The sequence below is a fragment of the Paraburkholderia caffeinilytica genome (assembly GCF_003368325.1).
GTDB classification, from domain to species: Bacteria; Pseudomonadota; Gammaproteobacteria; order Burkholderiales; family Burkholderiaceae; genus Paraburkholderia; species Paraburkholderia caffeinilytica.
On the sequence record NZ_CP031467.1, the window covers coordinates 1831606 to 1847993 of the forward strand.

Annotated in this window: 11 protein-coding genes, 6 tRNA genes and 3 rRNA genes; 4 read left to right on the forward strand and 16 right to left on the reverse strand. The window is 58.3% G+C overall.

Features of this window, described 5'->3' with window-relative positions; genetic code table 11:
• Positions 1-206: 206 nt before the first annotated feature.
• From rplA to DSC91_RS24475, 16 genes are all read right to left on the reverse strand, one after another.
• A complete protein-coding gene (rplA, locus tag DSC91_RS24400; RefSeq protein ID WP_011490061.1) occupies positions 207-905 on the reverse strand; it encodes a 50S ribosomal protein L1 in 699 nt (232 codons plus the stop codon).
• Positions 906-1337, reverse strand: a complete 432-nt coding sequence (rplK, locus tag DSC91_RS24405) for a 50S ribosomal protein L11 (RefSeq protein ID WP_115781229.1) — start codon at positions 1335-1337, stop codon at positions 906-908. It abuts the gene before it with no gap.
• Positions 1338-1502: 165 nt separating this feature from the next.
• Positions 1503-2060 carry a transcription termination/antitermination protein NusG gene (nusG, locus tag DSC91_RS24410; protein ID WP_007180147.1) on the reverse strand — a complete coding sequence of 186 codons (558 nt, stop codon included), beginning with the start codon at positions 2058-2060 and terminating at the stop codon, positions 1503-1505.
• Between the two features lies 1 nt (position 2061).
• Positions 2062-2442, reverse strand: a complete 381-nt coding sequence (gene secE / locus DSC91_RS24415; RefSeq protein ID WP_011490062.1) for a preprotein translocase subunit SecE — start codon at positions 2440-2442, stop codon at positions 2062-2064.
• Positions 2443-2478: 36 nt separating this feature from the next.
• Positions 2479-2554, reverse strand: a tRNA-Trp gene (locus DSC91_RS24420).
• 65 nt (positions 2555-2619) lie between these two features.
• Complete coding sequence (tuf, locus tag DSC91_RS24425) at positions 2620-3810, reverse strand: elongation factor Tu (RefSeq protein WP_115781224.1); 1191 nt, start codon at positions 3808-3810, stop codon at positions 2620-2622.
• Positions 3811-3873: 63 nt separating this feature from the next.
• Positions 3874-3948: transfer RNA gene (locus DSC91_RS24430), tRNA-Thr, on the reverse strand.
• 16 nt (positions 3949-3964) lie between these two features.
• Positions 3965-4038: transfer RNA gene (locus tag DSC91_RS24435), tRNA-Gly, on the reverse strand.
• 41 nt (positions 4039-4079) lie between these two features.
• Positions 4080-4165 (reverse strand) — tRNA-Tyr (locus DSC91_RS24440).
• A 156-nt stretch (positions 4166-4321) separates the two neighbouring features.
• Positions 4322-4434: ribosomal RNA gene (rrf, locus tag DSC91_RS24445) — 5S ribosomal RNA — on the reverse strand.
• Between the two features lie 207 nt (positions 4435-4641).
• Positions 4642-7520: ribosomal RNA gene (locus DSC91_RS24450) — 23S ribosomal RNA — on the reverse strand.
• Positions 7521-7845: 325 nt separating this feature from the next.
• Positions 7846-7921 (reverse strand) — tRNA-Ala (locus tag DSC91_RS24455).
• Between the two features lie 67 nt (positions 7922-7988).
• Positions 7989-8065: transfer RNA gene (locus DSC91_RS24460), tRNA-Ile, on the reverse strand.
• Positions 8066-8142: 77 nt separating this feature from the next.
• A 16S ribosomal RNA gene (locus DSC91_RS24465) occupies positions 8143-9673 on the reverse strand.
• The 16S, 23S and 5S rRNA genes sit together here with 5 tRNA genes alongside, the layout of an rRNA operon.
• Before the next feature lie 476 nt (positions 9674-10149).
• Positions 10150-11418 (reverse strand): SGNH/GDSL hydrolase family protein, encoded by a 1269-nt coding sequence (locus DSC91_RS24470; RefSeq protein WP_115781230.1) that lies wholly within the window; start codon positions 11416-11418, stop codon positions 10150-10152.
• Between the two features lie 315 nt (positions 11419-11733).
• Positions 11734-13359: an NAD(P)/FAD-dependent oxidoreductase gene (locus DSC91_RS24475; protein ID WP_115781231.1), complete on the reverse strand. Its 1626-nt coding sequence runs from the start codon at positions 13357-13359 to the stop codon at positions 11734-11736.
• Positions 13360-13575: 216 nt separating this feature from the next.
• Here DSC91_RS24475 and paaA point away from each other — a divergent pair, with 216 nt between their 5' ends.
• The 4 genes from paaA to paaD all read left to right on the forward strand — a co-directional run bounded on the left by paaA (position 13576) and on the right by paaD (position 16388).
• Complete coding sequence (gene paaA, locus DSC91_RS24480; RefSeq protein ID WP_115781232.1) at positions 13576-14574, forward strand: 1,2-phenylacetyl-CoA epoxidase subunit PaaA; 999 nt, start codon at positions 13576-13578, stop codon at positions 14572-14574.
• Positions 14575-14717: 143 nt separating this feature from the next.
• Positions 14718-15002 (forward strand): 1,2-phenylacetyl-CoA epoxidase subunit PaaB, encoded by a 285-nt coding sequence (paaB, locus tag DSC91_RS24485; protein WP_007179854.1) that lies wholly within the window; start codon positions 14718-14720, stop codon positions 15000-15002.
• Between the two features lie 8 nt (positions 15003-15010).
• Positions 15011-15814, forward strand: coding sequence for a 1,2-phenylacetyl-CoA epoxidase subunit PaaC (gene paaC, locus DSC91_RS24490; RefSeq protein WP_115781233.1), 804 nt, complete (start codon positions 15011-15013; stop codon positions 15812-15814).
• A gap of 31 nt (positions 15815-15845) precedes the next feature.
• Positions 15846-16388 carry a 1,2-phenylacetyl-CoA epoxidase subunit PaaD gene (paaD, locus tag DSC91_RS24495; RefSeq protein WP_115781234.1) on the forward strand — a complete coding sequence of 181 codons (543 nt, stop codon included), beginning with the start codon at positions 15846-15848 and terminating at the stop codon, positions 16386-16388.

Below are 16388 nucleotides of genomic sequence, written 5' to 3' on the forward strand. Positions count from 1 at the left end.
CCACATTGCTGCAGATATCAACCGGCTTCATCACTACAAAACCTTTTCGGGTTCGCCATCTGCGTTGGCTTTACATTAAGGGCGCGCCTACCTGCTGCGTGCCCGCCAACGGTCTTTGACAACCGGTCGCTCGATGCAAATTGCCATCTTGCGACCGCCCAAAGCCCATAAAACCGCCTCGATTCACATCGAGGCGATGAAATTTATTACTGTGCTGCGAGCGATGCCTGATCGACGCGAACGCCGACACCCATCGTGCTCGACAGTGCAACCTTGCGCAGGTACACACCCTTGCTCGTTGCCGGCTTCGCCTTTTGCAGCGCGTCGACGAGAGCGTTCAGGTTGCTACGCAGAGCCGTCGGCTCGAACGAAGCGCGGCCAATGGTGGCGTGAATGATACCGGCCTTGTCGACACGGAATTGCACTTGACCAGCCTTGGCATTCTTGACAGCAGTCGCGACGTCCGGCGTAACCGTGCCAACCTTCGGGTTCGGCATCAGGCCGCGCGGGCCGAGGATCTGACCGAGCGTACCGACAACGCGCATCGTGTCCGGCGAAGCGATCACGATGTCGAAGTCCAGCTTGCCAGCCTTGACTTGTTCAGCCAGGTCTTCCATACCAACGACTTCTGCGCCAGCTGCACGGGCCTGTTCAGCCTTTTCGCCTTGTGCGAACACTGCCACGCGAACCGACTTACCAGTACCAGCCGGCAGCACGACCGAGCCGCGAACCACTTGGTCCGACTTCTTCGCGTCGATGCCGAGTTGCACTGCAACGTCGATCGACTCGTCGAACTTGGCGCTTGCGCATTCCTTCACGAGCGACAGAGCTTCGTCGATCGCGTACAGCTTTTGACGATCAACCTTGGCTGCAAATGCTTGCAGACGCTTTGAAAGCTTAGCCATTTACACGCCCTCCACGGTGATGCCCATCGAGCGGGCGCTACCAGCGATCGTACGAACCGCTGCGTCCAGATCAGCTGCCGTCAGATCGGGCATCTTGGTCTTGGCGATGTCTTCAGCTTGAGCACGGGTGATCTTGCCGACCTTGTCGGTATGCGGCTTGGCCGAACCCTTGTCGATCTTCGCTGCCTTCTTGATCAGAACCGTAGCCGGCGGCGTCTTCAGAACGAACGTGAAGCTCTTGTCCGCAAACGCTGTAATCACGACCGGAATCGGCAGACCCGGCTCCAGTGCTTGAGTCTGGGCGTTAAACGCCTTGCAGAACTCCATGATGTTCAGGCCGCGTTGGCCCAGTGCCGGACCGACCGGCGGCGACGGGTTGGCTTTACCTGCAGGAATCTGCAGCTTGATAAAGCCGATGATTTTCTTTGCCATTTTGAAAACCTCTTAGGAACGCCAGCTAGGTACAAGCGGACATTCAGTGAGTAGTAGCGCGCGTTCGCCGAAAAGCAGACTACTTACGCTCCTCAACGGCCATTACGCGGACCGTAAGCGCGAAATACGGAACGCACCGACTGGTGCGCCCCGTGGAATTCTGGATTACAACTTTTCGACCTGGCCGAATTCCAGCTCGACCGGCGTTGCGCGGCCGAAGATCGTAACGGAAACACGGACGCGCGACTTTTCGTAGTTCACTTCTTCGACGCTGCCATTGAAATCCGTGAACGGACCGTCCTTCACCCGCACCATCTCGCCTACTTCGAACAGGGTCTTCGGACGCGGTTTTTCCACGCCTTCCTGCATTTGCGACATGATCTTCTCGACTTCCCGCGGGGAAATCGGGCTCGGACGATTACGCGCACCGCCCACGAAACCCGTCACCTTTGCCGTGTTTTTTACAAGGTGCCACGTTTCGTCTGTCATTTCCATTTCCACGAGGACGTAGCCCGGGAAGAAACGACGCTCGGTCACCGATTTGTGACCGCCTTTCACCTCGACCACTTCTTCAGTCGGAACGAGGATTTGACCAAATTGGTCTTGCATGCCAGCACGTTCGATGCGCTCCTGAAGCGCACGTTGCACGCTCTTCTCCATGCCGGAGTAGGCGTGCACCACATACCAACGCTTGCCGCTCGGGGATGCCGGAGTATCGCTCATATCATTTCCAACCCAGAATCACCGAGAAAATCGCCCATTCAATGGATTTATCGCTAACCCAAAGAAAGATCGCCATCACGAACACGAAGCCGAACACTACGAGCGTTGTCTGGGTGGCCTCTTTACGAGTCGGCCAAACAACCTTGCGAACTTCCTTGTACGAGTCTTTGGCGAAAGCGATGAAACCCTTGCCAGGCGCGGAGAGAAGACCGACTGCAACACCCGCGATAGCGCCAACAGCCAAGGCGGCTCCGCGGACGTACCATTCCTGGCCGCTGAGCCAGAAGAACCCCACGAACCCGGCCAAGACCAACAATACGCCCGCGACGAGCATCAGCTTGTCGCCGGATGTATTTACAGTTTCGACGGAAGGATTCGCCATAACACCTTAACGAAGCACCCTATACGGTGCGAGAGTTGGCAGGGGCAGAGGGAATCGAACCCCCAACCTTCGGTTTTGGAGACCGACGCTCTGCCAGTTGAGCTATACCCCTAAACCATTTTGGGGTTGACGACACCGCCAACCCCGAAACTACCGATCAACGAGAACTTTCTGGCGTTACTCGAGGATCTTGGCAACCACACCTGCGCCGACCGTACGGCCGCCTTCGCGGATTGCGAAGCGCAGACCTTCTTCCATCGCGATCGGGTTGATCAGCTTCACCGTGATCGACACGTTGTCGCCCGGCATGACCATTTCCTTGTCCTTCGGCAACTCGATCGAGCCCGTCACGTCCGTCGTACGGAAGTAGAACTGCGGACGATAGTTGTTGAAGAACGGCGTGTGACGGCCGCCTTCGTCCTTGCTCAGCACATACACTTCAGCCGTGAAGTGCGTGTGCGGGTTGATCGAGCCCGGCTTCGCCAGAACCTGACCACGCTCCACGTCTTCACGCTTCGTGCCGCGCAGCAGGATACCCACGTTGTCGCCTGCCTGACCCTGGTCGAGCAGCTTGCGGAACATTTCCACGCCCGTGCACGTCGTCTTCACCGTCGGCTTGATACCGACGATTTCGATTTCTTCGCCAACCTTCACCACGCCGCGCTCAACGCGACCCGTCACCACCGTGCCGCGACCCGAGATCGAGAACACGTCTTCCACCGGCATCAGGAACGAGCCGTCAACTGCGCGCTCCGGCGTCGGGATGTACGTGTCCAGCGCATCGGCCAGATTCATGATCGCCACTTCGCCCAGCTCGCCCGCGTCGCCTTCCAGCGCCAGCTTGGCCGAACCCTTGATGATCGGCGTGTCGTCGCCCGGGAAGTCGTACTTCGACAGAAGTTCACGAACTTCCATCTCGACGAGCTCCAGCAGCTCAGCGTCGTCCACCATGTCGCACTTGTTCAGGAACACGATGATGTACGGAACGCCAACCTGACGCGCCAGCAGGATGTGCTCACGCGTTTGCGGCATCGGGCCGTCTGCAGCCGAACACACCAGGATCGCGCCGTCCATCTGCGCTGCGCCCGTGATCATGTTCTTCACATAGTCAGCGTGGCCCGGGCAGTCGACGTGTGCGTAGTGGCGGTTAGCCGTTTCGTACTCGACGTGTGCCGTGTTGATCGTGATACCACGCGCCTTTTCTTCCGGCGCCGCGTCGATCTGGTCATACGCCTTTGCTTCGCCGCCAAACTTCTTGGTCAGCACCGTCGTGATCGCTGCCGTCAGCGTGGTCTTGCCGTGGTCAACGTGACCGATCGTGCCGACGTTCACGTGCGGCTTGGTCCGCTCAAACTTACCCTTGGCCATTTTCGACTCCTAAGAGGATTTATCCGTACGTTGCGCCGCGCGCAAACAATCACCGAGTACTTCTGGTGCCCATGGGCAGGATCGAACTGCCGACCTCTCCCTTACCAAGGGAGTGCTCTACCACTGAGCCACATGGGCGCTACTTCTTTGTTACTGGAGCGGGTGAAGGGAATCGAACCCTCGTCGTAAGCTTGGAAGGCTTCTGCTCTACCATTGAGCTACACCCGCAAGGATCCATGGATTCCCAACTACTGCTACAGCTTGCATTCTGGTGGAGGAGGTTGGATTCGAACCAACGTAGGCGTAAGCCAACAGATTTACAGTCTGCCCCCTTTAGCCACTCGGGCACCCCTCCGCAGAGAACTGATGATTATGAGGGAACAACCGCTTGCTGTCAAGGCTTGCTTGACCGTTCCAAACTCATAGCTCTCACTTATATGGTGATTCCAGCCCCGACCGTAAACGCAGAAACCCCACCGTTTCGGGGTGGGGTTTCTGCTGCTGCTGGGGAGCCTGACGATTACCTACTTTCACACGGGAATCCGCACTATCATCGGCGTGGAGTCGTTTCACGGTCCTGTTCGGGATGGGAAGGGGTGGGACCGACTCGCTATGGTCATCAGGCATGACTTGTTGCCGTACTGCCTTTGGGCAATACAGCCAATCTGGAAGAAGTAGTTTCTGGTGATGCTCACCAGAGGGAGTTGTGTTGTTCGAGGCACAACATCGATCTCTCAACCGTGTGTGGTCTGCATAAGACCCTGCGCGTGGCGCAGGGTGGGGCATCCATAAGTGCTGAAGCACTAACGGCTGCCGACACACACCTGTTATAGGATCAAGCCTTACGGGCAATTAGTATCAGTTAGCTTAACGCATTACTGCGCTTCCACACCTGACCTATCAACGTCCTGGTCTTGAACGACCCTTCAAGGGGCTCGAAGCCCCGGGGATATCTCATCTTAAGGCGAGTTTCCCGCTTAGATGCTTTCAGCGGTTATCTCTTCCGAACATAGCTACCCGGCGATGCCACTGGCGTGACAACCGGTACACCAGAGGTTCGTCCACTCCGGTCCTCTCGTACTAGGAGCAGCCCCCTTCAAATATCCAGCGCCCACGGCAGATAGGGACCAAACTGTCTCACGACGTTTTAAACCCAGCTCACGTACCTCTTTAAATGGCGAACAGCCATACCCTTGGGACCGGCTACAGCCCCAGGATGAGATGAGCCGACATCGAGGTGCCAAACACCGCCGTCGATATGAACTCTTGGGCGGTATCAGCCTGTTATCCCCAGAGTACCTTTTATCCGTTGAGCGATGGCCCTTCCATACAGAACCACCGGATCACTATGACCTGCTTTCGCACCTGCTCGACTTGTCGGTCTCGCAGTTAAGCACGCTTATGCCATTGCACTATCAGCACGATTTCCGACCGTACCTAGCGTACCTTCGTACTCCTCCGTTACACTTTGGGAGGAGACCGCCCCAGTCAAACTGCCTACCATGCACTGTCCCCGACCCGGATCACGGGCCAAGGTTAGAACCTCAAACAAACCAGGGTGGTATTTCAAGGACGGCTCCACGCAGACTGGCGTCCACGCTTCATAGCCTCCCACCTATCCTACACAGATCGGTTCAAAGTCCAATGCAAAGCTACAGTAAAGGTTCATGGGGTCTTTCCGTCTAGCCGCGGGGAGATTGCATCATCACAAACACTTCAACTTCGCTGAGTCTCGGGAGGAGACAGTGTGGCCATCGTTACGCCATTCGTGCAGGTCGGAACTTACCCGACAAGGAATTTCGCTACCTTAGGACCGTTATAGTTACGGCCGCCGTTTACCGGGACTTCAATCAAGAGCTTGCACCCCATCATTTAATCTTCCGGCACCGGGCAGGCGTCACACCCTATACGTCCACTTTCGTGTTTGCAGAGTGCTGTGTTTTTATTAAACAGTCGCAGCCACCAGTTTATTGCAACCCCTTCACCCTCCTGGCGCAGGCCAGTCAGGCTACAGGGGCGTACCTTATCCCGAAGTTACGGTACCAATTTGCCGAGTTCCTTCTCCCGAGTTCTCTCAAGCGCCTTAGAATACTCATCTCGCCCACCTGTGTCGGTTTGCGGTACGGTCCTGTTAAACTGAAGCTTAGAGGCTTTTCTTGGAACCACTTCCGATTGCTTCGTCGCCTAAGCGACTGGCCTCGCACCCTTGAATTCCGCGCCCGGATTTGCCTGAGCGCCTTCTCCAATGCAAGGACCGGGACTTCCAACACCCGGACAACCTTCCGCGATCCGTCCCCCCATCGCATTTAACAATGGTGCAGGAATATTAACCTGCTTCCCATCAGCTACGCATTTCTGCCTCGCCTTAGGGGCCGACTCACCCTACGCCGATGAACGTTGCGTAGGAAACCTTGGGCTTACGGCGAGGGGGCCTTTCACCCCCTTTATCGCTACTCATGTCAGCATTCGCACTTCCGATACCTCCAGCACACTTTCCAGTGCACCTTCGCAGGCTTACGGAACGCTCTCCTACCATGCACATTACTGTGCATCCGCAGCTTCGGTATATGGCTTAGCCCCGTTACATCTTCCGCGCAGGACGACTCGATCAGTGAGCTATTACGCTTTCTTTAAAGGATGGCTGCTTCTAAGCCAACCTCCTGACTGTTTTAGCCTTCCCACTTCGTTTCCCACTTAGCCATATTTGGGGACCTTAGCTGGCGGTCTGGGTTGTTTCCCTCTTGACACCGGACGTTAGCACCCGATGTCTGTCTCCCGTGATTGCACTCTTCGGTATTCGGAGTTTGCTATGGCGTAGTAATCCGCAATGGACCCCACAACCATGACAGTGCTCTACCCCCGAAGGTGATACACGAGGCACTACCTAAATAGTTTTCGGAGAGAACCAGCTATTTCCAGGTTTGTTTAGCCTTTCACCCCTATCCACAGCTCATCCCCTAACTTTTCAACGTTAGTGGGTTCGGACCTCCAGTACGTGTTACCGCACCTTCATCCTGGCCATGGATAGATCACCTGGTTTCGGGTCTACACCCAGCGACTGAACGCCCTGTTCGGACTCGCTTTCGCTACGCCTGCCCTAATCGGTTAAGCTTGCCACTGAATGTAAGTCGCTGACCCATTATACAAAAGGTACGCCGTCACCCCTTGCGAGGCTCCGACTGTTTGTATGCATGCGGTTTCAGGATCTGTTTCACTCCCCTCCCGGGGTTCTTTTCGCCTTTCCCTCACGGTACTGGTTCACTATCGGTCGATCACGAGTATTTAGCCTTGGAGGATGGTCCCCCCATCTTCAGACAGGATTTCACGTGTCCCGCCCTACTTGTCGTACACCCAGTTCTTTCATAATGTTTTCGCCTACAGGGCTATCACCTGCTATGGCCGCACTTTCCAGAGCGTTCGGCTAACACTACAAATAAAGAGTACAGGCTGGTCCCATTTCGCTCGCCACTACTCTGGGAATCTCGGTTGATTTCTTTTCCTGCGGTTACTTAGATGTTTCAGTTCACCGCGTTCGCTTCACGTAGCCTATGTATTCAGCTACGGATGACCCATACGGGCCGGGTTTCCCCATTCGGATATCGGTGGATCAAAGCTCGTTTGCCAGCTCCCCACCGCTTTTCGCAGGCTACCGCGTCCTTCATCGCCTGTGATCGCCAAGGCATCCACCACATGCACTTGTTCGCTTGACCCTATAACGGGTGTGTCTCTGCATCATTCTCTGGGAATGATGCGTTCGCCACCACCGCTACAGGTTGAGTATTCGTGTTGCGCCGTATTCCAAAGCAATCTTTCGATCACCTTTTCATACATTGATACAATCACAACCCTGATTCACCTACTCGAATACCCATCTCTAAGTATCCTTTCGTGAATCTCTTTACTACTTCTTCCTGATTGTTAAAGAACGACAGCCGATATCGCAGTTGCTATAACCGCGTATCACTCTGACTGGCTCAATCGCCAATGCAAAACCCTCTGCTTTTTTACTTCAGCAGAACGCTGCGCATTGAAGATTGGTGGAGGATGACGGGATCGAACCGACGACCCCCTGCTTGCAAAGCAGGTGCTCTCCCAGCTGAGCTAATCCCCCAGTCATGCACAGACCATCATCACACTTCGGGGTTCATCGACCAGCGCAGCCATCGCAGACAAGACAATGGTGGGTCTGGATGGATTCGAACCATCGACCCCCGCCTTATCAAGACGGTGCTCTAACCGACTGAGCTACAGACCCCTCAGTCTGTCTGACTTACTGTCTGATTTCACAGCCGATAAGCGTGAGCGCTCAACGCATTGACACGTTAGCTCGAGAAAGGAGGTGATCCAGCCGCACCTTCCGATACGGCTACCTTGTTACGACTTCACCCCAGTCATGAATCCTACCGTGGTGACCGTCCTCCTTGCGGTTAGACTAGCCACTTCTGGTAAAACCCACTCCCATGGTGTGACGGGCGGTGTGTACAAGACCCGGGAACGTATTCACCGCGGCATGCTGATCCGCGATTACTAGCGATTCCAGCTTCACGCACCCGAGTTGCAGAGTGCGATCCGGACTACGATCGGTTTTCTGGGATTGGCTCCACCTCGCGGCTTGGCGACCCTCTGTTCCGACCATTGTATGACGTGTGAAGCCCTACCCATAAGGGCCATGAGGACTTGACGTCATCCCCACCTTCCTCCGGTTTGTCACCGGCAGTCTCCCTAGAGTGCTCTTGCGTAGCAACTAGGGACAAGGGTTGCGCTCGTTGCGGGACTTAACCCAACATCTCACGACACGAGCTGACGACAGCCATGCAGCACCTGTGTTATGGCTCCCTTTCGGGCACTCCCACCTCTCAGCAGGATTCCATACATGTCAAGGGTAGGTAAGGTTTTTCGCGTTGCATCGAATTAATCCACATCATCCACCGCTTGTGCGGGTCCCCGTCAATTCCTTTGAGTTTTAATCTTGCGACCGTACTCCCCAGGCGGTCAACTTCACGCGTTAGCTACGTTACCAAGCCAATGAAGGCCCGACAACTAGTTGACATCGTTTAGGGCGTGGACTACCAGGGTATCTAATCCTGTTTGCTCCCCACGCTTTCGTGCATGAGCGTCAGTATTGGCCCAGGGGGCTGCCTTCGCCATCGGTATTCCTCCACATCTCTACGCATTTCACTGCTACACGTGGAATTCTACCCCCCTCTGCCATACTCTAGCCCGCCAGTCACAAATGCAGTTCCCAGGTTAAGCCCGGGGATTTCACATCTGTCTTAGCGGACCGCCTGCGCACGCTTTACGCCCAGTAATTCCGATTAACGCTTGCACCCTACGTATTACCGCGGCTGCTGGCACGTAGTTAGCCGGTGCTTATTCTTCCGGTACCGTCATCCCCCCACCATATTAGGGCGGAGGTTTTCTTTCCGGACAAAAGTGCTTTACAACCCGAAGGCCTTCTTCACACACGCGGCATTGCTGGATCAGGGTTGCCCCCATTGTCCAAAATTCCCCACTGCTGCCTCCCGTAGGAGTCTGGGCCGTGTCTCAGTCCCAGTGTGGCTGGTCGTCCTCTCAGACCAGCTACAGATCGTCGCCTTGGTAGGCCTTTACCCCACCAACTAGCTAATCTGCCATCGGCCGCCCCTGTAGCGGGAGGTCCTAAGATCCCCCCCTTTCCTCCGTAGAGCGTATGCGGTATTAATCCGGCTTTCGCCGGGCTATCCCCCACTACAGGACACGTTCCGATGTATTACTCACCCGTTCGCCACTCGCCACCAGACCGAAGTCCGTGCTGCCGTTCGACTTGCATGTGTAAGGCATGCCGCCAGCGTTCAATCTGAGCCAGGATCAAACTCTTCAGTTCAAACCTGTTACTGTTTTTCGGTCTCTTCCGAGACCGGTCGCTCACTCAACGTACTGACGAATGATTAATCTGTCTCTCGACAGAAAAACCTTCCTTTCATTACTGTGTGAGACTTGATACTTTCGCTTTGCGCCAGACCCCGAAGGGCCCGGCTCACGTCGCGCATCAAGCGCCCACACTTATCGGCTGTTAGTTTTTAAAGATCAATTACGCATCCACCACCAAAACCGCACCAGGTCACACCCATCACCACCCGGCACCGCTTCGTTCTGCGTCGCTGCATCAGCAGCAGAGAAACGAGATTATGAAGACTCTTTTTCGTTTCGTCAACAACATTTTTTTCGCTTTCGCTTAAAACCTCGTTGACGCTACGGCCGCTGGTTTCCGCCGCGGCCCTCGTTCGCAAACGAGGAGGCGAACTATAGGCGAACATCAGCCATGTGACAAGAGTTTGACGAAAATCTTTTTTTGGCGACTCACTTCCTGGTTGAATTCACCAAAGCAGCCACCGGAATTGCTTCCGCCATTGCGGCGTACCCGGTGTCGCTGGGATGGATATGGTCACCACTGTCAAAGGCTCGCTGCAGGCGATTCTGTTGTGCCGGGTCGCGCAGCGCGGCGTCGAAGTCGACAACGCCGTCGAAAGCGTGGCTGGTTCGAATCCACTGGTTGACCGCAAGCCGGATAGTCTCCCGCGGCGCAGGCAGCGACGCCGGCGTCAACGTTGCGCCGAACACCTTCACGCCGCGGCGCCGTGCATCCGCAATCACGCGCTGGTAGCCGGCAATCAGATCGGCAGCTGTCACCGACGTATGCGGGAAGTCGCAATCGAGGCCACTACGAGCCGGCATCTCCGCGAAGTTGATGTCATTGACGCCGATCAGCAGAATCGCCGTCTTGACGCCCGGGCGTTCCAGCACGTCCCGCTCGAACCGGCGGACGAGCGCGTCACCGTAGCAGGGCGAGTCGCTCAGCAAGCGATTGCCGCTGATGCCAAGATTAACGATCGCCGTCGAGTGGTCACCCGTGCCGGCGAACCGGCGAGCCAGCGCGTCCGGCCAGCGTCGGTTCTGATTCAGGCTCGAACGCATGCCGTCGGTGATCGAATCGCCGATCGCGGCGACGGCGGCAGATGACAGCGCATCCACCGACAACCCCGTCACCCACACATATTGCGTGAACCGGCCACGAAACGAATCGGCGGAAGCATCGGCCGTGTGATTACCCGGTGAGGAAACGTAGTTCAGTTGATTCGAGACGCGATGCCACGCCACGATCCGCTGTTCAGGTCCCATGAATGCACTGATCGCATAAGGCGCACCTTCGGTGATGTCGACAGCAACCGGGTCGCTGTCCAACTCCCCACCCGCAGGTACGCTCACCGAGCTTTTGCCGCCAAACGTTACGCGCGCGTCACCATTGCCCAGCGCTGCCGCGCCGCCGACCGAGCGCGCAATGCGCAACTCCTCGATGACGAGCGCCGTCTTGCCGTACTCGTTGCTGAGATGGATTCGAGCGGATTTGCCGGACAACGTTGGATAGACGATCTGGCGGACCGTTCGCCCAGCTACCTCTGGGGCGCGATATAAGGGCGGCAAATCCGGCCGCTGCGGGATGGGTTGCAACGCCGTCGCCCATGCCGTGACCCAGTGCGACGGGGTGTCGGCGGCAAAAACAGTCGAGGAAACAGCGAATTGGCAAAGCAGCGCCGCGCCACATGCGGCAGCCAGGGTGCGAATGGTCATTCGGGCGGTCAGTTCGAGGCGAAACGTGCATTGTGCCCGATCGCCATGGCCGCCGCGGCTGACCGTTCGAACGCCACCGTGCGGCCACCCACGCCCGGTATCAAGGCTGCCGAATCGAACGTGCCGCGAGAAGCGTTGGGTATCGGGTGATATCGTTCACAGCCTGACGTATTCAGCCCGCCCGACACTAAAGTCCCCACCCAAAACTCTAAGCGCGACGTCCGCGAAGCAGCCATTCGGGCCGGGAGGACACAGCACGCTCACGTCAGGCCGTCCGCGCCACCGCCGCCCCGTGAAACGTAGACGGATTGCTTATCAGGCCGCCGCCGGAACCCCAATCATCTTCAGCGCGAGCGCTTCCGCCACTTCGATCCCGTCGATGGCCGCCGAGTAAATTCCACCGGCATACCCCGCGCCCTCGCCGGCCGGATACAGGCCCTCGACATTCATGCTCTGATAGTCATCCCGGCGACGCACACGAATCGGCGACGACGTTCTCGTCTCGACGCCCGTCAGCACCGCGTCATGCATGGCAAAACCGGCAATCTTCTTGTCCATCTGCGGCAACGCTTCTCTGATCGCCTCGATCACGTAATCCGGCAGCGCCTTGCTGAGATCGGTCGGATGCACGCCCGGTTTGTACGACGGCACCACCGAACCCAGCGACGTAGACGGCCGCCCGGCAATAAAGTCACCGACCAGCTGGCCCGGCGCCATATAGTTACCGCCGCCCAGTTCGAACGCCCGCTCCTCCCATTTGCGCTGGAACGCGATGCCGGCGAGCGGGCCACCCGGATAATCGTTCGGCGTAATGCCGACGACAATCCCTGCATTGGCGTTGCGCTCGGCCCGCGAATACTGACTCATGCCGTTGGTCACCACGCGGCCGGGCTCGGAGGTTGCCGCGACCACCGTGCCGCCAGGACACATGCAGAAGCTATAAACGGTGCGCCCGTTGCTGCAGTGGTGCACGACCTTATAGTCGGCAGCGCCCAGTTGCTTGTGGCCTGCGAACTTGCCGAAACGGCTGCGATCGATTAACCCCTGCGGATGTTCGATCCGGAAACCGAGCGAAAACGGCTTCGCTTCGATATAGACGCCGCGGTCGCTCAGCATCTGGAAGGTGTCGCGCGCACTATGGCCGACCGCCAGCACGACGTAGTCACAGCGCAAATGCTCCCCTGTCGACAGCTTGAGTCCACGCACCTTGCCCTGATCGATTTCGATATCGTCGACCCGCGTCTCGAAGCGCACCTCGCCGCCCAGCTCGTGAATAGTCGCACGCATCTTTTCGACCATGCTGACGAGACGGAACGTGCCGATATGCGGCCGGCTCAGATAAAGAATGTCCTCGGGCGCGCCCGCGCGGACGAATTCATCGAGCACCTTGCGGCCATAGTGTTTCGGATCCTTGATCTGGCTGTAAAGCTTGCCGTCCGAGAACGTGCCCGCGCCGCCTTCGCCAAACTGCACGTTCGACTCAGGATTGAGCACTGACTTGCGCCACAGCCCGAAAGTATCCTTGGTGCGCTCGCGCACGGCCTTGCCGCGCTCGAGAATGATCGGACGAAAACCCATCTGGGCGAGGATCAGCCCGGCAAACAGCCCGCACGGCCCCATGCCGATCACGACCGGGCGCGGAGCACTCAGTTGCGCCGGTGCTTTGGCGACAAAGCGGTAGGCCATGTCCGGAGTCACAGCGCAGTGCGGCACGTCGGCAAGCCGCTTGAGCACGGCCGCTTCATCCTCCACCTCGACGTCGACGATGTAGGTGAGCTTGATGTCGGCGCGCTTGCGCGCGTCGTGCGCGCGGCGGAACACGGTGTATCGGATGAGCCCGTCCTCACTCACGCCGAGTTCAGCGAGGCGCGCGCGCACGGCGGCTTCGAGAACGCTATCGGGATGATCGAGCGGGAGTTTGATTTCGCTTAGACGTAACATGAGTACCGGGGGATGCATGAAGGCCGCAAATCGCGGCCAATTCGCAATTTTATAGGTTATGTGTCGGCGCGGGGCGGCTACGCTCGCGAAACGCCTCGGCGGCCAACCCAAGGTCTCCCTATCGGTAAGCGTCGTTCGTCTCAAAAAATTTATTAACCGACCGGTCGGTTGATTTATACTGCGCAAACACAGACAACTTCCGCTGAGAGCGTCCCCATGTATACGCAATCCCTGGATATTCCCGGTCATGCCACCCCGCTCGACGCGGCAGCGAGTTCGCCCGAACAGGCGCAATTCGATGCGGTCATGACCGCCGACGGCAAGATCGAAGCGCAAGACTGGATGCCTGAGGCCTACCGTAAGACGTTGATCCGGCAAATCTCGCAGCACGCGCATTCTGAAATCGTCGGCATGCTGCCGGAAGGCAACTGGATCTCGCGCGCGCCCAGCCTGAAGCGCAAGGCGATCCTGCTGGCCAAAGTGCAGGACGAAGCCGGCCACGGCCTCTATTTATATAGCGCGGCCGAAACGCTCGGCGTGTCGCGCGACCAGCTGATCGCGGCGTTGCACTCGGGCAAAGCCAAATATTCAAGCATCTTCAATTACCCGACGCCCACATGGGCCGACGTCGGCGTGATCGGCTGGCTGGTGGACGGCGCGGCGATCATGAACCAGATTCCGCTGTGCCGCTGCACCTACGGCCCGTACGCCCGCGCGATGATCCGTATCTGCAAGGAAGAGTCGTTCCATCAACGCCAGGGCTTCGACGCGCTGATGTCGATGATGAGCGGCACCGAAGCGCAACGCGAGTTGGTCCAGCAAGCCGTGAACCGCTGGTGGTGGCCGGTGCTGATGATGTTCGGTCCGAGCGACAAAGACTCGATCCACAGCAACCAGTCGTCGAAATGGGGCATCAAGCGCATCTCGAACGACGATCTGCGCCAGAAATTCGTCGACGCCACCGTCGACCAGGCCAAAGTGCTCGGCGTCACGCTGCCGGACCCGGACCTGAAGTGGAACGAAGCCCGCGGCCACCACGACTACGGCGACATCGACTGGGAAGAATTCTGGCGCGTCGTGAATGGCGACGGCCCGTGCAACCGCGAACGTCTCGCGACCCGAGTGAAAGCCCACGACGACGGCGCCTGGGTCCGCGAAGCCGCCCTCGCCCACGCCGAAAAGCAGCGCCAGCGCGCACAACAGCAAGCTGCCTAACCGCGGCGACAAGCCAGGAAGAAACAGTAAGCACCCTTCATGGGACCGGACTAAGCGCTAAAGCGCTAACTCCGGTCGACCGCTTTGCATGGGACCGGACTAAGCGCTAAAGCGCTAACTCCGGTCGACACAGGAGATCAGCGATGAACAAGGAATGGCCGATTTGGGAAGTCTTCGTGCGCAGCAAGCAGGGACTCGACCATAAACACTGCGGCAGCCTGCATGCCGCCGACGCGCCGATGGCGCTGCGCATGGCGCGCGACGTCTACACGCGCCGCCAGGAAGGCGTGAGCATCTGGGTAGTGCCGTCGTCGGCGATCACAGCGTCCGCGCCGGAAGACAAGGCGGAGCTGTTCGAACCGGCTGGCGACAAGATTTACCGCCACCCGACGTTCTACACGCTTCCCGACGAAGTCAACCACATGTAAGCGCGGCCATGACCATCACGCCCCAACATCTGCAATACGTGCTGCGCCTCGCCGACACCGCGCTGATCCTCGGTCAGCGTAATGCCGAGTGGTGCGGTCACGGCCCGATCCTCGAAGAGGACATCGCGCTGTCGAACATGAGTCTGGATCTGATCGGCCAGGCGCGCCTGCTGTACACGCACGCCGCCTCGCTGGAACAGCAACTCACCGGCAAAAGCCGCACGGAAGACGACTACGCCTACTTCCGCGCGGAACGCGAATTCGCCAGCTACACGCTGGCCGAATTGCCGCATTACGGCCCGCTCGCCGGCACGGCGCAAGCCGAGAAGGACTATGCGGTCACGATCGTGCGCAATTTTCTGTATTCGACGCTGATGGCGCATTTGTGGACGGCCCTCACCACGTCGAAGGACGAACAGCTTGCGGCCATCGCCTCGAAGTCGATCAAGGAAGCCAGCTATCACGTGCACCATGCGAGCGAATGGCTGATTCGTTTCGGCGACGGCACGGACGAGTCGCATCGCCGCGCGCAAGCCGCACTCGACTATCTGCTGCCGTACACACGTGAGTTTTTCAGTGCCGACGCCGTGGAGGAAGCCATCGCCGCCGCCGGCATCGGGCCACTGACGTCGGAGCTTGAGGCCGCATGGCTCGAAGACGTCCAGGCCACGCTCGACACAGCCACACTCAAGCTCCCCGAAGCGGTCAAGCACGTCACGGCCGGCAAGCATGGCGAGCACTCGGAGCACATGGGTTTCGTGCTGGCTGAAATGCAAAGCCTCGCGCGCCAGCATCCCGGCGCGACCTGGTAAGCGCACAACCGGAACCCGACGGAATCTCACGATGACGACCTCGACCGCCATGTCCACCACTGACGCCACGCTGGAACGCGCTTGGGCCGCGCTCGAAGCGGTGCCCGATCCGGAAATCCCGGTGGTATCGATTCGTGAACTCGGCATTCTGCGCGACGTGCGCCGTGCCGCCGACGGCACGCTCGAAGTCGTGATCACGCCGACCTATTCCGGTTGCCCAGCGATGTCGCAGATTGCCGAGGACGTCGCCCATGCGCTCGACGTGGCCGAACTGAAGCCGTATCGGATCGCCACGGTGCTGGCGCCAGCCTGGACCACCGACTGGATGACCGCCGACGCCCGCGAAAAACTCCGCGCCTACGGCATCGCGCCGCCCACGGGCAATTGCGGTTCAGCCGTGCCGTCGCAAGAAAAAGTGCTGCGCTTCGTACCGCGCGCGCTGCCGGCGCCGTCGTGTCCCCGCTGCGGCTCAGCGCATACCGAGCGTCTCGCGCAATTCGGCTCGACGGCCTGCAAGGCCCTGTATCGCTGCATCGACTGCCGCGAACCCTTCGACTACTTCAAACCATACTGA